Here is a 20,833-nt window from a genome sequence, read left to right as displayed (position 1 = left end):
AGGCCGCGCGGTCCGTTCGGGGCAGTGAGCTTCGCCGGATGGGCGGGTGCCGGAGAGGACGGAGGGCACGGCGAGGACGACGACTGACCGTTCGGGCAAACCCGTAGGAACGCCACGCCCCGACCGGAGAACGGCAGCCCGATTTGCGGGTGGTCGCCCGTTACGCTGCGCGCGCCAACGGCGACCACCAAGACGAGTCGAGGAGCTCCCGTGCGTCCGACCCGGACCCCCGTCGGCACCCGTCGGCTCCGCCGCTCAGCCGGCCGCCCCCCTGCTATCGGGCGCCGGTTCGTCGGATTCCTGGCCACCGCGACCCTGACCACAGCGGCGCTCGCCGCCGCCTTCTGCCTGCCCGCGGGCCCCGCGGCGCCCCCACCACCGGCCTCCCCCGGCGACCCGCCCGCGGCCGTGCTGGCGGCCGCCGAGCCTTCGGCTGCGGAGCCTTCGGCCGTGGAGCGGGCCGCTCCGGTGACGACCCCGATCACCGGCGGTCTGCGGGGACATCCGTTCCTGTCCCTCGTCATCCCCCCGGTCACCGCCGTGGCCGCCGCCGGCTACGAGGAGAGCGAGTACCAGCTCGAAGGCGAGGCCCGCCCCTACCGGACCGCCGGTGCCCGCTCCGCCGACGGCTACTGGCAGGCCTCCCCCGGCGAGCCCGCCCCGTACCGGACGAGGCTGCTGATCGAGCGACCGCGCGACCCGGCGCGGTTCAACGGCACCGTCGTCGTCGAATGGCTCAACGTCACCGCCACCACGGAGACCCCGACCGACTTCGGGTACGCCCACCAGGAGCTGGTCCGCGGCGGCTATGCCTGGGTCGGGGTGTCCGCGCAGTCCGTCGGCGTGAACGGCCTCCTCGGCCTGCGGGCCTGGGACCGAGCGCGTTACGGGTCGCTGAGCCATCCCGGCGACGCCTATTCGTACGACATCTTCACCGATGCCGCGCGGGCGGTGCGGAACCCGGACGGACCGCTGCGCGGCCTCCCGGTCGCGACGGTGCTGGCGGACGGCGAGTCGCAGTCGGCGGCCCGGCTCCTCGCCTACCTCAACGCCGTGCATCCGCTGGTCCCGCCGGCCGACCGGTTCGACGGGTTTCTGGTGCACAGCCGGGGCCCGTACGCGGCGCCGCTCGGTGACTCGTCGGCGGACGCCCAGGACTCGATGCGCCCGACCCTGATCCGCACTGATCTGGACGTCCCGGTACTGGTCGTGGAGGCTGAGAGCGATGTGCGGGCGGGTCCGTTCACCTACCTGGACGCCCGCCAGCCCGACACCGCGTACCTGCGGACGTGGGAGGTGGCCGGCACCGCCCATCTGGACCGCTTCGTCATGGACTTCGTCGACCCGCTGATGGCGCGGGAGCTGAACTCGTCCAGCGGCAAGGACTGTGCCCAGCCGGTCAACGACGCTCCCCAGTACCTGGTGATGAACAGCGCCGTGCGGCTCCTGGCCCGGTGGGCGCGGGACGGCACCCCCCCGCCGCAGGCGCCGAGGATCACCACCACACCGGACGGCCGCATCGCCCGCGACGAGGACGGCAACGCGCTCGGCGGTGTGCGCCTGCCTGCGCTGGACGTGCCCACCGCGACCCTGTCAGGGGAGGGTGAGGGGCTGTGCGTCCTGTTCGGGGCGACCACGCCGTTGGACGGCGAGCGGCTGGCCCAGCTCTACCCCGATCTGGGCAGCTACGAGCAACGGCTGGCGGAGGCGACCCAGGCCGGCGTCGACGGTGGCTTTCTCCTCCCGGAGGATGCCGCCGCCCTGCTCGGGCACTGAGCCCACAGCCCTCCGCCGCCTGGCCGCCTGGCGGCCGGGCGCCGGCGGCTCGGACCCGGCGTTACTGCAGGTAGCCCTCGACCTGGGTACTGGAGCCGGCGCGGGCCTCGTCCGGGTCCTCGCCGGCATCCCGGGCCGCGCGGCGGCGGCGCAGCAGATCCCAGCACTGGTCGAGGGTCTCCTCGAGTTCGGTGAGGCGGTCGGTCTCCGCGTCGGAGTCGATCTGGCCGCTGCTGCGCCGGGAGCGCAGCTCGTGCTCCTCCGCCACCAGCGAGTCGATGCGCGTGAAGATCGCTTTGTCGTCCACCGGCCTCAGCCAACCATGCCGCGGCCCGGGGCACCAGTCGGTCCCGGGCCGCAGCCGGTGGCTGGGGTCGACGGTCAAGGCCGGCGGTCGAGGCCGGCGGTCGAGGCCGGCGGTCGAGGCCGGCCACCGGCACCGTCGGTCAGTCGCGGATCTGCTGGGACAGGTACTCCGTGGCGCCGAGCTGGGAGATGAGTTCGAGCTGCGCGTCGAGCCAGTCGATGTGCTCCTCCTCGGATGTGAGGATCTCCTCGAGGAGCACGGCCGATCCGACGTCGCCCTTTGTCCGGAACAGTGCGATCGACTCCCGGAGCAGGTCCACCGCCTCGGTCTCGTGCGTACGGTCGAGGGTCAGCTGCTCGGGAACCGTCTCCCCGATGCGCAGGGTGTGCAGTCGCTGGAGGTTCGGCAGACCACCGAGGTAGAGCACCCGGTGGATGAGTCGATCGGCGTGCTTCATCTCGTCGATCGACTCATGGTAGTAGTGCTCGGAAATGTGCTTGTATCCCCAGTTCCGCTGCATTCTCGAATGCAGGAAGTACTGGTTGACGGCGGTCAGCTCATTCGTCAGAACCGCGTTCAGCCTCTCGACGATCTGTTCGTCGCCACGCACCGCCGGTAACCTCCAGCAATATCACCCGGCGACCCCCGTGAAACGTCCCGGCGGATATGCGGCGGCGGCACCCTCAGACTGGGCAGACCCTCGACCGGCGTGCCGGAAGGCCGCATGGTGAACATGCGGCGGATCCCGCAGACGGCCGCGGGTACCCGCACCGACCCCACCGAGATCACGTCCCAGGAGGCCCCGGTGGGTCTCTAGGCTGATCTGGCGACCGGACGACGCCGACGCGGCATCGCCTCGTCGAGCAGGTCGGCGATCTCCTCGAGGCAGCCGCCGCACCCCGTGCCGGCGTCACACCTCGCACCGATCTCCTCCGTGTCACAGGCGCCCGAAGCAATCACGCTACGTAGCGTCCGGTCGGAGACAGCAAAGCATGAACAGACGAGCACCGCACCTCACCACGCCCGGAGTCGTCGGGGCCGAAACCACCGAGAGAGTGGACCGTTGCCGTTCCGGGGGACCCCTTCGCACCGAGGTTCAGGCTTAGCTAAGGCTTCCCTTATCGATAGAGTGCCACGGAACGGACGGTGTGCGCAAGAGAGCCTTACCTACCTCACACACGGACCGCGATGGCCTGATGCGCAGAGCAACAAGGCGGGCCTCATTCCGTGGCGGTGCGAACAAGGTGCCCGCGCACGGCTACCGGGGCGAGGCGGGCAGACCGGATCCCGGCTGAGCCGGGATCCGGTCCGCGGGCGCTGCCGGGCGCTCAGGCCTGGCTGGCCGGGCGGTCGGCGCCGGGCACCAGTGCGACCGCGGCGTCCGGTTCGGTCACCCGGAAGGTGAAGCTCTCCTCCAGGTACAGCTCCACCTCGTCCAGCGTGTGGGACGAGTAGCCGGCGGAGAGGTCCTGGCCGGAATCGAAGATGAAGTCCCCGCCCCGCTGGCTCAGCACCACCGCGCCGTGGATCCCCGGCGCCCGCACCACCGGGCCGTCGAGAATCTGCTTGAGATGGCTGATCAGCAGGTATCCACCGTGCTCGGTCGCCTCCAGGATCGCGGTGTAGCCGTCGGGGTCGACGGCCAGCCCGTACGGCCCGCCGATACCGGCCCGGCGCAGCAGAGCGACCGCCTTGGCGACTGTGCGCGGGTAGGAGTCGGTGTCCGCCCCCAGCTCCAGCGGGGGATGGGAGGACGCCTCGGCGATGCCGACGATGCCTGCCTCGGCATTGCCGTGGAAGACGACCGAGTTCTCGGTCACCGCCACCCGCCGGGCCGCGTCCTCCAGACCGGAGAGGTCGATGTCGTCGGCGCCCCGGTCGATCGCCTCCAGTTCTCCGCGGTCGACGGTGAACGGCGCCCGCAGCTCCATCACGGGAAGCACCTGGCGCAGCCGGGCGCGCACACCGTCACCGGGCTGCGACTGCAGCGGAGCGACCCGCCCGAGCGGGGTGGCCGAATAGGACCAGCCGTGGGGACCGGCGAAGTCGACCAGCTTGCGGGCGGCGAGGTTCGTCGTCAGCCGCCCCCGGGCCTCGTCGTCGATGGCCTTCCAGCCCGCCTCGGTCACGGGTGCATAGCCACGCAGTAGATGGTTCACTCGCTCACACCTCTCAGGCTTCCGATCCCCAGCGAGCCGTCCGACGGCTCCGCGGCCCGCGCCGAGGCGTCTCCGTCAGGGCCCTCGTCGCTCATCGCCACCTCCTCGACCTCCGTCACCGGAACCGAGGTGAACAGGTATGTACGCAGTTGCGAGTCCAGCACCGGGTCACGGCGACGCAGCCACTCCAGCGTCATCGCCGCGTGTTCCTTCTCCTCGTCCCGGTTGTGCGCCAGCAGCGCGGCCAGCTCCGGGTCCGTGGCCGCCTCGACCCGCTGGTCGTACCAGTCGACGGCCTCCAGCTCCTCCATCAGCGACGCGATCGCCCGGTGGCGGTCGATCGTTCCTGGTGAGAGGGCTCCGGACTGCTCATGCAGCCCCATACTGTTCTCGCCCATAGCGCACTACCTACCACGCCAGGCCCGATCCATCCCCGATCATCGCCCGCTGTTCAAGGTGGCACACCGCCGATCGGTGCGGGATGGGGCTCAGCCCGCGAGCGGGGTGACGTCCACCCGCCGGTTCTCGGCCCGGCCGGAGATCGTGGCGTTGTCGGCGACCGGCCGGTCCGGGCCGAAGCCGGCGGCCCGGACCCGCTCCGCGGGCACGCCCCGCAGCACCAGGTACTCACGGGCCGCGCTGGCCCGGTCGACCGAGAGCGCCTGGTTGAGCGCGAGCGGACCGGTGCTGTCCGTGTGGCCCCCGACGAGAACGGTGAGATCACCGGGAAGCAACGCGCGGGCCACCTTGTCGAGGCCGGCGCGCACGGCGGCGTCCAGGGTCGCGTCATCGATGGCGAAGGTCAGGCGCGCGCCCTCCAGCGCCACCCGCAGCGCGGCACGGGTGCCGTCAACGGTTCCGCCGGTCGCGCCGGTCGCGCCGGTCCCGCCGGTCCCGCCGGTCGCGCTGCCGCCGGTGGCGGGGTCAGCTGCCTGGCCGGCCGGCCTGGCGACGCCCGTCTCCGGGTCCAGCACGACGGTGGCGCCGGCCCCGACCGCCAGCCGGTTGTCCAGCGAGGCCCCCGGGAGCCACGGCTGCACCGCGGCCAGCACCTCGGCACCGATCGTCGCGCGAGCGGCCGCGTCGGGCGCCCCGCCCTGCAGGACCAGCGAGGAGCCGTCGATGGTCACCGACCGCGCGCCGGCCTGCCGGCCCAGCGCCGTGGCGACCTCGCCGAGAGCCTCCAGGGCCGGAGTGGCCACCTGCGGATCGACGGTGACGGTCGCCGAGACGGCGCCGCCGGACGCGTCCGCGGCGGAACCGAGCAGGTCGGCCCGGGTCGCACTGTCCGGAACGGTGGCGCTCAGGGCCAGCCCGGACGGGGCCCCGCCGTCCCCGCTCACCCCGATGACCAGCGGGCGGGAGGGCTCGGCGGCGACGACCGCGTCACCGGCCAGCCGGACGGAGCCGGCGCCGAAGACGGCAGCCGCCGACTGGGCCTGGCGCGCCTCCTCGGTGCTGTCGAAGCGGCCGTGGAGCACGACGTCCCGCCCGTCGACGCTGACCCAGGCCCGGGCCGCACCACTCGCCCGGACGGCCTCGGCCGCTCGATCGGCCAGGTCGTCCTCGATCGGGCCGCGGCGCAACCAGAGGGCGACCAGGGCGAGCAACAGCCCCGCGAGAACCAACGCGACGACAAACGCAACCGGACGGGGGCGCCGGAGGAGCGCCACCGAGGGCGAGGACATGAGGTGCTCCGGGCTCGACGTGGGACGGGACGGAGGTCAGGCTGACCTGCCCGGGGCCGGTGAACTGACGGGTGCGCCGCCGCTTGCACGGCGTGCGCGAGGCCCCTGGGCCGCGACGCAGATCATCACATCGCTCCGCAACTTTCGCACATCCCCGACATCGGGAACGCACCGGGTGAAGGTGGCGGAAAAAGTGTGAGCGCCGGCCCGCTCAGGCCCCGCTGAGCCGCGTCCGGGTGGGAGCGGGCCGGCCGGCCGGGTGCTGGGCCGCCGGGAGCTCTCCGGAGTGCGCGGTGGCGGTCCCGCCGTCCACCGGTTCCCCGCTGGGCGGCCTCGCACCCGGCTCCGCCTCCGCACCTGATCTCTCCCCGGGCTCGGCCGCTGTCAGGGCCACCCGCTCCGGCTCCGCGACCTCCGCCGCGGCCGGTGGCGTTCCGGCGTCCGGAGTCCGGGAGCCGTCGGCCGGGGGCGGTGGGGAGCCGCCCGGCTGACGGGCTGCGCGCCGGGACGTGACGGCCAGGGCGAGCAGCGCGCTCACTCCGAGCACAGCCCAGCCGGCGACGGCGTCCAGGATGTAGTGGTTCGAGGTGGCCATGACGATGAACACCGTCGCGGCCGGGTACAGGCAGCCGAGCACCCGCACGACCGGCGTGCGGGCGTACCGGGCCAGCAGGACGCCGCACCACAGCGCCCACGCGCAGTGCAGGGAGGGCATGGCGGCGTACTGGTTGGCGAGGCCCTCCAGGCCGTCCGGCGCGGCGCTGGCGCTTCCGGTCCACCATCCCCAGCCCTCGAAGTGGGACATGGTGTCGACATAGGACGTCCCGGGCAGCAGCCGCGGCGGCGCGGTGGGGAACAGGAAGAACCCGCCCAGCGAGATCAACGTGGTGAAGACCAGGGTCCACCGGGCGCGGACGTAGCGGCCGGGATGGCGCCGGTACATCCAGACGAGCAGCCCCGGGGTGACCACGAAGTGCAGCGTGGCGTAGTAGTAGCAGCACAGGACCGCCAGCGCCGGGACGCCCTGCAGCCAGCGGTTGAGGCCGAGCTCGATGTCGAGGCCCAGGCGTTCCTGCAGGTGCAGGATGTCCCAGCCCAGCCGGTTCGCACCGGCCTCGGACGAGTCGGCCGCGCCCCGGGTCGCCGTGTAGGTGTAGTAGAGGGTCACCAGCATGACGGCCTCGACCCACAGGTGGGGCAGCCCGGTCGTCGGGCTGAGCAGGCGCCTTCGCCACCGGCCCCGCACCTGGTCGCCCGCCGGTCCCCCGCTGTGGCCCGGCTGGCCGTTCCGGCCTGGCGCGCTGCCGTCGCCTGCCCCGCCGCCGTCGCCTGCCGCGCCGCCCGGGTCCGCACCCGGGTCCAACTGGTCCTTGCGGCTCGTCCGATCCACCGCGCCTCGACTTCCGGTCCGACTTCCAGCTCGCCGTGTCCGACTCGCTTCGTCCAGCTTGCGCCGTCAAGCCAATCACGGGCAGCCGATCACGAACGCAAGGGCGGGTGGCCACGGAGGAACGGCTCCGTGGCCACCCGCCCGGGAACCTCAGGCCGCGGGTGGCGCCGTGGTCAGTTCCCGCCGGCCGAGGTGGTGGCCCCGGTGACACTGCCGGCCGGGGACTCCTCGACCGGCAGCGCGCTGCCCGCCTTCCAGGTCTCCCACGGGACGGACCACTCGTTCCCGAGCTGCGAGGTCTCCGCCGGCCGCCCGGTGTTGCTGATGTCGATGATGTCGCCGAACTGACTGAAGTTGTAGAACCACTCGGCGTCGGCGGGTGCCGCGTTCACACATCCGTGGGAGACGTTCGCCCGCCCCTGCGATGGGACCGACCACGGGGCGGAGTGCACGTACTGGCCGCCACTGGTGTAGTGGACGGCCCACTGGACCTCCTCGTAGTAGTACTCCGGGTGGCCCTTCGGCACGCCTACGGTGGCCGAGTCCATGATCACCATGGGTGTCTTGCCGAGGACGTTGTGCGGGCCCTCCATGGTGAGGTAGCCGGCCTTGCCACCGCTGATCGGCATGGTCCGCACCAGCTGGTCGTCCTTGAAGACCTGCATCATGTGCGTCGCCGCGTCGACCTTGCTGATCTGGGCGGAGCCGATGGTGAAGTCCATCGTCCGGTCCTTGACCCCGATCCACCCCGTCCCGGAGTCGTAGCCGGCGAGGTTGGCCTCCACGTGCACCCGGGTGCCGGGCGTCCAGTACTGCTGCGGGCGCCACGCGACCAGGCGGTTCGACATCCAGTTCCAGGCGCCGAGCACGGGCGGGTCGGCACTGACCGACAGCCGGCGCTGCACCTCGGCGCGGTCGGTCACCGGCGCGCTGAAGGTCAGGCTGATCGGGGCGCCCACCCCGACGGTCTGGCCCGCCACCGGCTCCCACGACACCTTGAACGGATTGTCCGGGATGCCCGTCGTGAAGCTCGAGGCGATGTTCGCCGTACCCGCGATGCCGGTGGCCGCCGTCGTCGTGGCCTGGATGTCATAGCGGCTGTCGGAGAACAGGCCGCCCGAGGACGTCCACGTCCGACGGTCCGGGGAGAACGTGCCCGCGAGCGTGCCGGGCTCGGTCTTCTCCGCCGCGCTGGCGCCCCGGTTGACAGTGACCGCCTCCAGCGGAGCGTTGCTGGTCACGACGACCGACTCGGTGAGCGCGATGCCGGTGGCACCGTCGGCCGGCGTCACCTTCACCGAGGCCGCGGGAGGCGGCGCCGGGGTCGGCGCGGCGGCGGTGTCGCCACCCCCGCCGCCCGTCGAGCAGGAGGCCAGCAGGACGGCGGCGAGCACCGCGGCGATCCCGGCCATCCCGCGCCGGGCCGGGGCGACCCGGCCGCGGCCGCCTCCGGAGCCGCGAGGGGACGGCTCGGAGCCGCGGAAGGGACCGGGAACAGCTGGCGCGGCGCCGCGACGGGCGCGCGCCGAGCTCATCATCGAGCGAGACATGCGATGCCTTCTTCCGAAGACCGCTGCGACCGGGTCGGGTGGGCTTTCCCGCGCGATCGCGGCCGGCCTGACAACACGCCGCGAGGACCAACGGACACCAGACGGAACGGAGTGGCGACAATAAGCGATTCCATCACCGCGAGAGACCGCACGGAAACAGAATGTGCACTTGCTCGACCGCCCACGAGCGGACGGTACCCACAACCGCGGACCACGTCCCGTCGATCACGGGAAAACCTCGCCACACCGACGAGACAACCACGTTTCACCAAGATTACGAACTCGGAGAGTGACACTCTCCGGTTGACCGACATGAACCCCTCCCAGCGCCGGTAAGTCCGACGCACAACTCATATCCGACGTTGCGCGCCGGCCGGACACCGGGCCCGCGCTGCCGGTATCCGGAGCTGAATGTGTCGGCAGCCGGACAATCACCACCCCCGGAAGTGCCGGTCGAATCACTCCGAGCGGCCCGACTTCGGTGCCCCCTGGCCGGAACAGGCCAGTGCGGCCGGACCGGGAACGCGGGCGAAACGGCGCCACAATGAGACGGGCCCGCCGGGCTCCGCGGGCCTCGGGCCCCTCGCACCCCCGCCGCGCCGGCCCGGGCCCGCCGCGCCGACCACGAAAGGTGCCCATGGCCATCGTTCCCGGGCCCAACCAGTACGGCAAGGCCGAGGTCCGCCTCGTCCACGTCGACCGCTCCACCCCGGTCCACCGGATCAGTGACCTGACCGTGTCCACCGCGCTGCGCGGCGACTTCGTCGCCGCCCACACCGCGGGAGACAACAGCCACGTGCTCACCACCGACACCCAGAAGAACGTCGTGTACGCCCTCGCCCGCGAAGGCGGCATCGGCGAGATCGAAGAGTTCGCGACCCGGCTCGGCCGTCATTTCACGTCCGGTCACGAGTGGGTCACCGCGGCACGCATCGAGATCGAGCAGTCCGGCTGGGACCGGATCACCGCGGACGGGCACGCGCATGACCACTCCTTCCTCCGGTCCGGCGGGGGCCGGCGGACGACCGTGGTGACCGTCGAGGCGGACACCGTGCATGTCGTCTCCGGACTTGCCGGAGTGGTGGTGCTCAAAACAACCGGGTCGGAGTTCCGCGGATTCCCCCGCGACCGCTACACGACCCTCGCGGAGACGTCGGACCGGATCCTCGCCACCGAGGTGACGGCACGTTGGCGCTACCTGGGAACCGGGCAGGCGACCGGCGGCCCGGATTTCGGGCGACTTGCCGCCGAGATACCACGCACACTGCTGGAAACCTTCGCGCAGGTACACAGCCTGGCCCTCCAGCAGACCCTGCACCGCATGGGCGAGGCAGTTCTGGTCAGATTCCCGGAGGTCGCCGAGATACGGCTCTCGATGCCGAACAAGCATCATTTCCTCGTCGACCTGGCGCCGTTCGGCCTGGACAATCCCGACTCGGTCTACCTCGCGGCCGACCGCCCGTACGGGCTGATCGAGGGCACGGTGCTGCGCGACGACGCCCCCGCCGCCCCCACGGCGTGGTACGGCACGCCGGGCTTCTGCTGATCCGACTTCTCCTGACGAGAGCGCCCCGGGTGGTCAGAGCGGGGCGACGACCACCCGGTCGCCGGGCGCGAGGCCGAGGGCCCGGGCCGCGTCCCCGTCCCGCCGGGCCACCGCCGCCAGCCCCGACGAGTCGACGTAGAGCACCAGCTCACCGGGCCGCACCGAGCCGAAGGTGACCCCGACCGTGAGCTCGACCGGGCTGGCTGGGCCGGCTGGGCCGCCAGTGCCGAGAGCGCGGCTGGGAGGCGGACAGGTGAGGCGGGCGCGGGTGCCCGGGCGCAGTCCGGCCTCGGCGAGCAGCTCGGCGGGCGCGGCGAGGGCCACGTTGCCGAACGTGTCGACCAGCAGGACCTCCGACTCCAGCCGGATCCCGCCCGGGCCGGCGGACACCCGTGCCAGCGGCGCCGGCAGCCGCACAAGCGACCGCGGGTCGACCGGGGTGCCCAGCGCGTCGAGCGGACGCCCGGCCAGCAGGGCCGCGGCGGCCGGCACGAAGACGTCCCGGCCGTGGAAGGTCGCCGGGGTGCCCGCCGGCACGGTCAGATCCACCGCCGCCAGCACGCCGCCGAGCACCTCGGCGCCGGGGACCAACAGCCCGTTGTCCGGGCCGACCAGGAACCCCTCCGGGGTGCGGACGGCGAGCGCACGCCGCCCCGTCCCCACGCCGGGGTCGACCACGGCGACGTGGGCCGCCCCGGACGGCAGGTGTGGCACCGTCGCCGCGAGCACGGCGGACCCGCGCCGGACGTCGCCGCGCGGCACCAGATGCGTCACGTCGACGATCGGTACTCCCGGGGCCAGGCGCAGCAGCACGCCGTGGCAGGCGGCGACGAACCCGTCCACCAGGCCGTAGTCGGTCGTCAGGCTGACGCAGCTCATCGCATCCCCGGGAAGGTCAGATCGCGCCGGCGGCGCGCAGCTCGGCGATCTCCCCCGCGCAGAGGCCCACCTCGCCCAGGATGCGCTCGGTGTGCTCCCCCAGCGCGGGAACCGGGTCCAGCCGGGCCGGCTCCCCGGGGAACTCGACCACCGGGCGGGACTGACGCACCGGCCCGACCGGCGAGCCCACCTCGACCCATCGGCCGCGGGCGGCCAGCTGCGGGTGGGCGAGCAGGTCCGCGACGGAGTTGACCCGGGCGTAGGCGATGCCCGCGGCCTCCAGGCCCGCCTCCAGCTCGGCCGTGCGCAGTCCGCCGACGGCGTCGGCCACCGCGGCGTCCGTCCGGGCCCGGTTGCGCACCCGGGCCTGGTTCGTCGCGAAGGCGGGGTCCGCGACGAGATCCGGGCGGGCCAGCGGGCCCTCGGCGAGCCGCCGCCACTCCCCGTCGTTCTGGACGCCGATCAGCACCTCGTCGCCGTCGGCGGTCCGGTAGGCGTCGTAGGGGGCGATCGAGGGGTGGCTGATCCCCGACCGGGCCATCTCCGTGCCGGTGTGCTCCACCGTCTGGACCGGGTAGCCCATCCACTCGGTGAGGGCGTCGAGCATGGCGATCTGCAGGGCCGCCCCGGCACCGGAGCGCGCCTGGCGCAGCAGGGCCGCGAGCACCGCCTCGATGACATAGCTGCCGGCGGCGACGTCACCGGCGGCGAACCCCGCCTTCGCCGGCTGCTCCGGGCTGCCGGTGACGGCGATCAGCCCCGACTCGGCCTGCACGAGCATGTCGTAGGCCTTCCGCGCCCGGTAGGGGCCGGTCGGCCCGTAGCCGGAGACATCCACGGCGACCAGCCCGGGCTGGCGCCCGACCAGGGTCGCCGCGTCGAGCCCCAGCCGCGCGGCCGCGCCGGGCCCGAGGTTCTGGGCGACGACGTCGGCACCCGCGATCAGCCGGTCGAGCGCGGCCCGGGCCGCGGGGACCTTCAGGTCCAGGGTGAGCGACTCCTTCGAGCGGTTCAGCCAGGAGAAGTGCGCGGACAGACCGTCGCGCACCGCGCGGTCGTAGTCACGGGCGAAGTCACCGCGACCCGGCCGCTCGACCTTGATCACCCGCGCCCCGAGCTCGGCGAGGTGCCGGGTCGCGAACGGCAGGGCGACTGCATGTTCCAGGCTGACGACGGTCACACCCGCGAGCGGAAGCACGCAGGCCAGGCTAGTGCCCGGACCGGGCCCGCCGGGCCGGTTCCCTACCCGCGCGGGAATCAGCAGGGCGGCGGCTCGGCCCCGCCGCCGCACGGGGAGGCCTCGGCCGCGCACGCCCCGGCGGCCTCGCCCGCGGCGCCCACCCCGGCCACGCGGACGAGCAGGCTGTGCAGCGTCGCCCGCTCCTCGGGGCGCAGCGCCGCGAGGAGCTCGTCCTCGACGAGCCGGAGCCGGGCGTTCGTACGGGTCAGCTCGGTGCCGCCGGCGGCGGTCAGCTCGACGATGTGGCGCCGGCGGTCGGCGGGATCCCGGCGGCGGGCGATCAGCCCGAGTGTCTCCAGCTCGTTGAGCAGGCCGACGACATTGCTGGGGTCGAGCCGCAGGGCCTGGCCCAGCAGGTGCTGGCTGAGCGGGCCGCGCTCCTCGAGCAGCGCGAGCGCGAAGTGCTGGCGGGGGCGGACACAGCCGGCCATGTGGATACCGGCCGCACGCTGGCCGACCCGGGCGAGCTGGACGATCAGGGGCAGCACCTGCTGATCGAGGATCGGCGGAGGCTCTGCCATCTCTGGAGGCTACCCCGACCATCGACAGGTCAGATACCGATAGTTTGCGTTTCGCAAACTATCGGCGATACTGACGAACGTATCGTGGTTTCCTGCGCACCGAGTGGAGAGTGCTGGTGTCCAAGCTTCTGGTGATCGTCGGGAGCACCCGCCCCGGCCGGGCGGCCGACAGCGTCGTCCCCTGGGTCGTGGCGCGCGCCGCGGCGCACGGCGCCTTCGACGTCGAGGTCGCCGACCTGCGGGACTGGCCGCTGCCGATCTTCGCCGAGCACTTCGGCACGATCGGCGACATCAACGATCCGACCTACTCGGATCCGTTGGTCCGTGCCTGGAACGCGAAGGTGAAGAGCGCCGACGCGTTCGTCGTCATCACGCCGGAGTACAACCACAGCGTGCCGGGCGTGCTGAAGAACGCCATCGACACCGTGTGGCTGTCGTTCGGCTTCCGGAACAAGCCGATCGCCAGCGTCGGCTACAGCGGCGGCATCAGCGGCGCGATCCGCGCGATCGAGCACCTCGCCCACATCGCCGTCGAGGCGGAGGCGGTGCCGCTGCGCAACACGGTGGTGCTGCCGTTCGTCGGCCAGACGTTCGACGAGAAGGGCGAGCCGGTCAACCCGTTCACGGATGCCAGCCTGCAGATCCTGCTCGACGACGTCGCCTGGTGGTCGTCGGCCCTGGAGAAGGCCCGCGCCGGTGGCGAGCTGGCCCCCGGAGTGTTCCGCGCCCAGGCGGCGGCCGCCGCGGCGACCGAGACCGCCGAGGCGGGCTGACCCCGCCGCACGCGTCGGTGCCGGGCTGCGAGGTCAGGCCGGGGTGGCCCCGCCGCCGCGGTACGCGGGGTTGCCGTCGGCCGCCGCAGGCACCGGTGCCGCGCCGCTTTCCGGCGCCGGCCCGCCGGAGCCCGGCTCCACCGTGACGGACGCCAGAACCACCGAGTCGATCACCTGCGGTCCAGCCGGCCCCGTCGGCCCGGCCGGGTCAGCCGGGTCAGCCGATCCGACCGGTTCCGCCCTGCCGGGCGGCAGCCCGGCAGGGACGCGGGCGGTGCTGCCGGGCTTCGCGCGGCCGTCGCCGTCGGCGGCGGCCGCGTCGACCACCTCGTGTCCGGCGGCGAGGGCGTGCGGGTCGGCCTGCGCCGGCTCCTGCTCCGCGAAGCCGGCCTGGCGGCGGTCCGAGCGCGGCGGGCCGCCGTTGGCGACGACGACAGCGACCCAGGGGAGAATGATCGCGAGACCGACCGCGACGATGCGCAGCCACCCGTCGAGGGCGACGACGGCGAGCACGAAACAGACCACCCGGAACAACATCGTCGCGATGTAACGCTGCTCCCGGCGATGGATCTCCTCCGGTCTGGACTCAGCCGCCGACGTGATCAGTACTGGCTCGCTCCGTCGCCACTTCACATCTACCGCCTGCTCACGTGGGCGCTCGTCTCCCCGGCCGGCCGCACCAGCCGGTCCGGTGCCGGCCCGGCACGACAGCCGGCCCCCTGCCATCCTGCCCAGCGGGGCGGGAGTGAGACAACGATCCCCGTCGCGAGATCCGCCACCCGGCCCCGAGTTCCCGTCGCACCAAGCTGTATCCGAACGTTTACGCGACGGACGGACTGTAGTCCTCACGTGGGCGTCGGTCGCTGCCACCGTGCTCGTGTGCGAGTCGCGGTGGTAAGTGAGTCCTTTCTACCTCAGGTCGATGGCGTGACGAACTCCGTGTGCCGTGTGCTGGAGCACCTGCGCGACACCGGGCACGAGGCGCTGGTCGTCGCGCCCGCGCCGGCTCCGGCGGCCCGCCGCACCGCACCGCGGAGCTATGCCGGCGCCCCGGTGCTGTGGAGCCCGTCCGCCCCGATGCCGGGCTACCCCGAGTTCCGCTTCGCCACCCCCTGGCCGGGCCTCGCGTCGGCGCTGCGCGAGTTCGGCCCGGACGTCGTCCATCTCGCCGCCCCGGCGGGCCTGGGCGCCCAGGCCGCCTACGCCGCCCGGCGCCTCGGCGTGCCGAGCATCGCCGTCTACCAGACCGACATCGCCGCGTTCGCGACCCGCTACGGGCTCGCGGCGGCGGAGCGTTCGATCTGGCGCTGGCTGGCGACCGTCCACCGCGTCGCCAGCCGCACGCTCGCCCCGTCCTGGGACGCGGTCGACACCCTTCTGTCGGAGGGGGTGCAGCGGGTCGCCCGGTGGAGCCGCGGGGTCGACCTCGAGCGCTTCAACCCCGACCACCGCGACGAGAGCCTGCGCGCCACGCTGGCGCCGAACGGGGAGGTCCTGGTCGGCTATGTCGGCCGGCTCGCCCGGGAGAAGCGGGTGGAGCTGCTCTCCGCCCTCGCCGACATGCCCGGGGCCCGGCTGGTGGTCGTCGGGGACGGCCCGTGCCGGCCCGCGCTGACCCGCGCGCTGCCGGGGGCCACCTTCCTCGGCTTCCGCACCGGCCTCGAGCTGTCCACCGCCATCGCCAGTCTGGACGTGTTCGTCCACACCGGGATCCACGAGACGTTCTGCCAGGCGGCGCAGGAGGCGAAGGCGAGCGGCCTGGCGGTGGTCGGCCCGGCGGCCGGCGGCCTGCTCGACGTGATCGAGCACGAACGGACCGGCCTGCACTACACCCCCGGTGACCCGGTCGCGTTCCGCCGCGCGGTGGTGCGCCTGGTCGCGGACGCCGAGCTGCGGAACCGGCTGGCGACGGCCGCCCGGGCGTCCGTCGCGGGCTGCGACTGGCACACGATCGGGGAGGAGCTCCTCGGCCACTACCGGGACGTCCTGGGCACCGGGCTCACGACCGGGCGGCGGCCTCCTCTGCGCAACCGCGTCCACCGGACCCACCGCTCCGTCGCCACCGCCCGACCGGGCGGTGTGCGGGGCCGGGGACTCACCACTACCGTCACGACCGACAGGTGGCCAGCATGAGGATTGTGCAGGCGGCGAGTTTCGTCGCCCCGGCGTCCGGCGGCATTCGGACGACCCTGCGGCACCTCGCCGCGGGCTACGCCGGGGCCGGCCACGAGGTGGTGCAGATCATCCCCGGTGCGGCCGACGGCGAGGAGCGCACGGCACACGCCCGGGTCATCACCCTGCGGTCGCCGACGCTTCCCCGCACGGGCTACCGGGTCCTTGCCGAGCCGCGGCGGGTCGCCGCCGTCGTCGAGCAGGTGCGGGGGGACCGGCTGGAGGTCCACGACCGCGCGACCCTGCGCCCGCTGGGCCGGTGGGCCCGCCGTCAGGGCATCCGCTCGCTCGTCGTCAGCCACGAGCGGCTCGACCGGCTGCTGGGGCTGTGGACGCCCGCGCCGCTGCGCGGGGTGCTCCCGGTCGGGGCCGCGGCCGACCGGTCCAACCGGTCCCTCGCCGCGTCCTTCGACACCGTGGTGGCGACGACCCGCTGGGCCGGCGCCGAGTTCGTCCGCATCGGTGCCGGCAACCTGCGCCAGGTGCCGCTGGGGGTGGAGCTCGACCGGTTCCGCCCGGTCAACCACGACCGCACCCTGCGCCGCGCGTTCGCCCGCGACCGGGAGATCCTGATCGTCGCGGCGACCAGGCTCTCGCCGGAGAAGCGGGTCGACATCGCGGTGGCGGCCGTCGCCGAGCTGGTGCGCCGCCGGGTACCGGTGCGCCTCGTCGTCGCCGGTGACGGTGCGAGCCGCGGACGGCTGGAGCGACTGGCCGCCGGGCTGCCGGTGACCTTCCTCGGTTTCGTCGCGGACCCGTCCCGGCTGGCCGGCCTGCTCGCCACCGCGGACCTGGCGTTCGCGCCCGGACCGGTGGAGACGTTCGGGCTGGCCGCGCTGGAGGCGATGGCGAGCGGCACCTCGCCGGTCGTCCACCACGCGAGCGCGCTCGCCGAACTGGTCGCCGGCGCCGGCGAAGGCTGGGACGACATCGCCGGTGGCCTGAGCGCCGCGGGCACCGGGTTCACCTTCGCCGACGCGGCCATGGAACTGCTGGAGATCGATCCGGACCGGCGCCGCACCACCGCCCGGGCCCGGGCCGAGCAGTTCCCCTGGGCCTCGACCGTGGAAGGCTTCCTGCACTGTCACGGAGCCGAGGTCACGGCACCGCCGGCCGTGGCCGCCTGACTCCCGTCGCACGTGGACCACAGCACGCCGGAGGTGATCCGGTTCGTCGCGCTCGGCGACAGCCTCACCGCCGGGCTCGGTGACGGGGTGAGCATGGGCCGCGACCGCACCCCGGCGGCGCTCGCCGGCCGCGGCTTCGCCGCGCTGCTGGCCGCCACCCTGGCCCCACCCGGGCGTGTCCACTACGAGAACCTGGCCCGGACGGGTGCCACCGCCCGGGAGGTCCGGGTCCGTCAGCTGCCCGTCGCGCTGGCTCTGCGCCCGGCGCTGGCCTGCGTGGTCGCGGGCATGAACGACGTGTTCAAGCCGGCCTTCGACCCGCTGCGGCTGCGCCAGGACCTGGTGTGGAGCATCGGCCGGCTCCGGGCCGACGGAGTCGTCGTCCTGACCGCCAGGCTGCCCGACCCGGGCGGGCTGCTCCCCCTTCCGGGCCCCCTCGGACGTCTGCTCACCGAACGTGTCGGGCACCTCAACGCCGCTGTGGACGCCGCGGCCGCCCGCGACGAGGGGGTGCTCGTGGTCGACCTGGGCCGGCATCCCGCCGTGCGCCGGCGCTCCACCTTCGACGTCGACCGGGTGCACCCCGGCCCGCACGGGCATCGCCTGATCGCGCGGGCGTTCGTCGACCGGCTGCGGGAGAGCGGGATGGTGCTCGCCGACATCCCGGAGCCGCGCCACGAGCCCCCGCCACCGGGGACCTTCGACCACCTCAGATGGGTCGCCACGATCGGAGTTCCCTGGTTGGCGGGCCGCCCACAGGCCCTCCGGGGGGCTCCGCGGCGAAGAAACACCGGTTTCCGGCGACTCGGTACCGCGTCCGGCCGGTGAATTCCCTACCGTAGGCATGTGCTTGCCGACATGCCCGCGTCCCCTCGCTCCGGCGTCGTCGCCGGCTGGGGCAATGCCTGGCTGGCCGGACTCGTCGGCCTGGACGACGTCATCACCCGGGTACACGAGGCCCTGGGCAGCAACGCGCCGCACACTCTCGGCGACGATCCCCTCGTGCTCGGCCTCGGCGCGCTGCGCCGCGCCGGCGCGGAACGGCTGCGCCTGGTGCTTCCCGTGCCCGGCGACGTCAGCAGCCTCCCGGGTCCCGCCGACGTCAACCAGGACGCCCTCACCGCGGGTGAGGCGCTCGTGGTGATCGGGCCGACGCCGCCGCTGGCTCTCGTGCCGTCCTTCGTCGTCCACGGCCCCGCGGTCGAGGGCGGGCTGGAGTCCGTCCACTGGCAGGTCCTGCGCGCCTCACGGGTGCCGCCGCCCCCCTCGGGGCTGCGGGCCGCCGACCACGAGCTGTCCGTCGCGATCCGCCAGACCACGGCCGCGCTGATCGACCTCGACATCGCCAGCGCGCGGCCGGAGGTGCTGGCGCTGCTGCGCGACCGGGGCGAGGCGGAGCCCGGTCCCGGCCTGGGCCCCGGCTACCCGCCGAACGCGCATGCCCTCCTCGCCCGCGCCGAGCGGCTCGCGAAGCTCCTCGAACTCGCCGCGCTCGACGACGGGGCCGCCGTCACCGCGAGCGAGGTCAGCCGCCGCACCGCGGCGCTGCGCGGGCTGTCGGCAGCGGTCCGGCGCGCCTACGAGGCCGCCTACGACGCCTTCGATCCCGCCTACGCCACCCGCTGAAGAGCCCGGGTGGTCCTGGGGAGGCCCTGGGCGGCCTGGGCGGCCTCGGCGGAGGTGGGCGGGAGCCGGCGGGCGCGGGGCGTGGGGCGGACAGCCAGTCCAGGCATGGACGGACAGTCAGTTCAGGCGTGGGCAGAAGTGGCCGCCCGGGTCGTCCGGGCGCCCGCACAGCACACAGGGCGGCCGGCCGGCGGCGACGATGCTGCGGGCCCGTTCGATGAAGGCCTTGGTCTGCTCGATCGACAGGCCGACCCGCAGCGAGTCGACCTCGCTGTCGCCCTCGGCGACCCGGGTCTCCCCCTGCGACAGGCCGGCGGCCTCGACGAACACGCGCTGGCCGTCCCAGGAGACGGTGAGCTGGCCGAGGTGGAAGTCCTCCTCGAACGGAGCGTCGAGCGGGGCGAGGTCGACGTCGACCTCACCGGCGGTGGGAAGCGGGATCCCCTGGGTCTGGCCGACCTGGCCGAGCAGGGCCGTGAGGCCCTCGGCGAGCGCGGTCACCTCGGTCTTCTCCAGACCGACCGTCACGAGCTGGCCGCGGGCCGCGGCCTGTAGGAAGAACGAACGGTCCCCGGGCTGCCCGACGGTTCCGACCACGAACCGCTCCGGCGGGTCGAACACAAATCGCTGCATGTCTCGGATCGCTCCGTCTGATTCGCCTGCGGATGGGGATACGGGCCGCGACACGCTTGCCCGCTCCTCAACCAGTATCGTCGCTTCGTCACCGGGTTCACCATCCCGGGACCGGCGGAACCGCTGCCAGGGGCCGGTTCCCCACCCCGGCACGCCTGGTCACCCCGGGCCGTGCACGTGCAGGTCGGCGGGCACACCGGCTGCGGCCGGGCGCCTCCCGCCCGGCCCGCCCGGCCCGCGGGTGCCGCCCGCCCCGGTCCCACCCGCGGCTGCCGTACCGGTACCCGGGTCCGGGCGCGCGGGATCACAGCAGTGCAGCGGGCAGACGTCGTGGGCAGGCCCCTCGGTGCTCAGCGCCGGTCGTTCCCAGCCGGGGAACCGGCGCTCGGCGAGCAGGTCCGCCACCATGTCGACGAAGCGGGGATCGGTGCCGACCGTGCCTGCCCGGGCCACTGCCAGGCCGTGGCGCCGGGCGGTTCCCGCCGCCTCGACGTCCAGGTCGTAGACGACCTCCATGTGGTCACTGACGAAACCGACCGGCACGATCACCGCGGACCCGGCTCCGCCGGTGGCCAGTGCCACCAGGGCGTCGTTGACGTCGGGCTCGAGCCAGGGGACGTGCGGTGGGCCGCTGCGGCTGCAGTAGGCGAGCTGCCACGGATGCCGCCCGCCCACCCGCCGCCCGACCCGCTCCGCGATCACCGCGGCGGCGGCGCGCAGCTGACGCTCGTAGGCGCCGCCGTCCGGCCCGCTCGCCACTGCCTGCGCCAGCGGGAGCGCGTGCGCGGTGAACACCAGCGGCGCACCGGCGCGGACCGGCTCCGGCAGCTCGCCGAGCGCCCGCACGCAGTGGTCGACCATCGGCTCGACGAAGCCGGGATGGTCGAAGAACAGCCGCAGCTTGACGAGGTCGGGTGCACCCGGACCGGCCTCGCCCAGGGCGGCCGCGAGGTCCTCCCGGTACTGCCGGCATCCCGAGTAGGAGGCGAACGCCGCCGTGACGAAGCAGGCAGCGCGACGCACTCCGTCCGCCCGCATCCGGGCCACCGTGTCGGTCAGGTACGGCGCCCAGTTGCGGTTGCCCCAGTAGACGGGCAGCGGCGCGAGCCGCTCACGCAGCGCACGCAGCAGCGCCCGGTTCTGGTCGTTGATCGGGCTGCGGCCCCCGAAGTGGTCGTAGTGCGCGGCGACCTCGGCGAGACGCTCGTCGGGCACGTTGCGACCGCGGGTGACGTTGCGCAGGAACGGCAGGACGTCCTGCGGGCCCTCGGGGCCGCCGAACGACACCAGGAGCAGCGCGTCCACGTCGACCCCGTGGCCGGCCGGTGCGGAGTCGGCGGTCACCGGCGCCCCCTCCCCTCGTTCCCCTCGCGTGCCCGATTCGCCCTGATTCTCCTCGCGGTATCGCCGGACGTGTTCCCCCCGTCCCGCCCGGCCGGCCAGCGT

21 protein-coding genes are annotated in these 20,833 nt (G+C 73.8%); 7 read left to right on the top strand and 14 right to left on the bottom strand.

Annotated features, from left to right (window positions below; all coding sequences use genetic code 11):
* Positions 1-210: 210 nt before the first annotated feature.
* The gene (locus B207_RS0105610; protein WP_018635547.1) at positions 211-1,776 is read left to right on the top strand and encodes an alpha/beta hydrolase domain-containing protein; all 1,566 of its coding nucleotides are present in this window, start codon (positions 211-213) and stop codon (positions 1,774-1,776) included.
* A gap of 61 nt (positions 1,777-1,837) precedes the next feature.
* Here B207_RS0105610 and B207_RS0105605 read toward each other — a convergent pair whose 3' ends face one another.
* The 8 genes from B207_RS0105605 to B207_RS0105565 form a co-directional block, all read right to left on the bottom strand.
* Complete coding sequence (locus tag B207_RS0105605; RefSeq protein ID WP_018635546.1) at positions 1,838-2,083, bottom strand: DUF2630 family protein; 246 nt, start codon at positions 2,081-2,083, stop codon at positions 1,838-1,840.
* Between the two features lie 139 nt (positions 2,084-2,222).
* Positions 2,223-2,693 (bottom strand): bacterioferritin, encoded by a 471-nt coding sequence (gene bfr / locus B207_RS0105600; protein ID WP_018635545.1) that lies wholly within the window; start codon positions 2,691-2,693, stop codon positions 2,223-2,225.
* Positions 2,694-2,896: 203 nt separating this feature from the next.
* Entirely contained in the window at positions 2,897-3,091 is a 195-nt protein-coding gene (locus tag B207_RS0105590; RefSeq protein ID WP_026310711.1) for a (2Fe-2S)-binding protein, read from the bottom strand.
* 320 nt (positions 3,092-3,411) lie between these two features.
* Positions 3,412-4,242, bottom strand: coding sequence for a family 1 encapsulin nanocompartment shell protein (locus tag B207_RS0105585; protein WP_018635542.1), 831 nt, complete (start codon positions 4,240-4,242; stop codon positions 3,412-3,414).
* Complete coding sequence (locus B207_RS0105580; RefSeq protein ID WP_018635541.1) at positions 4,239-4,640, bottom strand: encapsulin-associated ferritin-like protein; 402 nt, start codon at positions 4,638-4,640, stop codon at positions 4,239-4,241. Before B207_RS0105580 ends, B207_RS0105585 begins: the two co-directional genes overlap by 4 nt.
* 90 nt (positions 4,641-4,730) lie before the next feature.
* On the bottom strand, positions 4,731-5,930 hold the full coding sequence (locus B207_RS0105575) for an OmpA family protein (RefSeq protein WP_018635540.1): 1,200 nt from the start codon (positions 5,928-5,930) through the stop codon (positions 4,731-4,733).
* Positions 5,931-6,141: 211 nt separating this feature from the next.
* Positions 6,142-7,320 carry a phosphatase PAP2 family protein gene (locus tag B207_RS37925; RefSeq protein WP_018635539.1) on the bottom strand — a complete coding sequence of 393 codons (1,179 nt, stop codon included), beginning with the start codon at positions 7,318-7,320 and terminating at the stop codon, positions 6,142-6,144.
* 173 nt (positions 7,321-7,493) lie between these two features.
* Complete coding sequence (locus B207_RS0105565; protein ID WP_035740037.1) at positions 7,494-8,870, bottom strand: L,D-transpeptidase; 1,377 nt, start codon at positions 8,868-8,870, stop codon at positions 7,494-7,496.
* 637 nt (positions 8,871-9,507) lie between these two features.
* On the opposite strand from B207_RS0105565, the gene pucL reads away from it, so the two are divergent.
* Positions 9,508-10,416, top strand: coding sequence for a factor-independent urate hydroxylase (gene pucL / locus B207_RS0105560; protein WP_018635537.1), 909 nt, complete (start codon positions 9,508-9,510; stop codon positions 10,414-10,416).
* Positions 10,417-10,449: 33 nt separating this feature from the next.
* On the opposite strand, the gene B207_RS0105555 is transcribed toward pucL, so the two are convergent.
* From B207_RS0105555 to B207_RS0105545, 3 genes are read right to left on the bottom strand one after another with little or no spacing between them, the layout of a single operon-like run.
* Positions 10,450-11,295 carry an SAM hydrolase/SAM-dependent halogenase family protein gene (locus B207_RS0105555; RefSeq protein ID WP_018635536.1) on the bottom strand — a complete coding sequence of 282 codons (846 nt, stop codon included), beginning with the start codon at positions 11,293-11,295 and terminating at the stop codon, positions 10,450-10,452.
* 16 nt (positions 11,296-11,311) lie between these two features.
* A complete protein-coding gene (locus B207_RS0105550; protein ID WP_026310710.1) occupies positions 11,312-12,493 on the bottom strand; it encodes a CaiB/BaiF CoA transferase family protein in 1,182 nt (393 codons plus the stop codon).
* 59 nt (positions 12,494-12,552) lie between these two features.
* A complete protein-coding gene (locus tag B207_RS0105545) occupies positions 12,553-13,056 on the bottom strand; it encodes a MarR family winged helix-turn-helix transcriptional regulator (RefSeq protein ID WP_018635534.1) in 504 nt (167 codons plus the stop codon).
* 116 nt (positions 13,057-13,172) lie between these two features.
* On the opposite strand from B207_RS0105545, the gene B207_RS0105540 reads away from it, so the two are divergent.
* Positions 13,173-13,829 (top strand): NADPH-dependent FMN reductase, encoded by a 657-nt coding sequence (locus B207_RS0105540; protein ID WP_154675170.1) that lies wholly within the window; start codon positions 13,173-13,175, stop codon positions 13,827-13,829.
* Positions 13,830-13,862: 33 nt separating this feature from the next.
* Here B207_RS0105540 and B207_RS37920 read toward each other — a convergent pair whose 3' ends face one another.
* On the bottom strand, positions 13,863-14,462 hold the full coding sequence (locus B207_RS37920) for a DUF3099 domain-containing protein (protein ID WP_018635532.1): 600 nt from the start codon (positions 14,460-14,462) through the stop codon (positions 13,863-13,865).
* A gap of 246 nt (positions 14,463-14,708) precedes the next feature.
* Here B207_RS37920 and B207_RS0105530 point away from each other — a divergent pair, with 246 nt between their 5' ends.
* Genes B207_RS0105530 through B207_RS0105515 form a run of 4 tightly spaced genes read left to right on the top strand, consistent with a single transcriptional unit; the run spans position 14,709 to position 18,754 of the window.
* Entirely contained in the window at positions 14,709-15,962 is a 1,254-nt protein-coding gene (locus B207_RS0105530; protein ID WP_407671369.1) for a glycosyltransferase family 4 protein, read from the top strand.
* Positions 15,959-17,128 (top strand): glycosyltransferase, encoded by a 1,170-nt coding sequence (locus B207_RS32675; RefSeq protein ID WP_035740035.1) that lies wholly within the window; start codon positions 15,959-15,961, stop codon positions 17,126-17,128. Before B207_RS0105530 ends, B207_RS32675 begins: the two co-directional genes overlap by 4 nt.
* A 12-nt stretch (positions 17,129-17,140) precedes the next feature.
* On the top strand, positions 17,141-17,956 hold the full coding sequence (locus B207_RS0105520; RefSeq protein WP_018635529.1) for an SGNH/GDSL hydrolase family protein: 816 nt from the start codon (positions 17,141-17,143) through the stop codon (positions 17,954-17,956).
* A 30-nt stretch (positions 17,957-17,986) separates the two neighbouring features.
* Positions 17,987-18,754, top strand: coding sequence for a hypothetical protein (locus B207_RS0105515; protein WP_018635528.1), 768 nt, complete (start codon positions 17,987-17,989; stop codon positions 18,752-18,754).
* A 117-nt stretch (positions 18,755-18,871) separates the two neighbouring features.
* On the opposite strand, the gene B207_RS0105510 is transcribed toward B207_RS0105515, so the two are convergent.
* Positions 18,872-19,387: a DUF3090 family protein gene (locus tag B207_RS0105510; protein ID WP_026310709.1), complete on the bottom strand. Its 516-nt coding sequence runs from the start codon at positions 19,385-19,387 to the stop codon at positions 18,872-18,874.
* A 159-nt stretch (positions 19,388-19,546) separates the two neighbouring features.
* Complete coding sequence (locus B207_RS0105505; RefSeq protein WP_018635526.1) at positions 19,547-20,731, bottom strand: ferrochelatase; 1,185 nt, start codon at positions 20,729-20,731, stop codon at positions 19,547-19,549.
* Positions 20,732-20,833: the final 102 nt, after the last annotated feature.

This window comes from Parafrankia elaeagni, assembly GCF_000374165.1.
Taxonomy (GTDB): Bacteria; Actinomycetota; Actinomycetes; order Frankiales; family Frankiaceae; genus Parafrankia; species Parafrankia elaeagni.
Note: the sequence above shows the minus strand (reverse complement) of the source record. Positions and strands in the feature narration are given on the sequence as shown.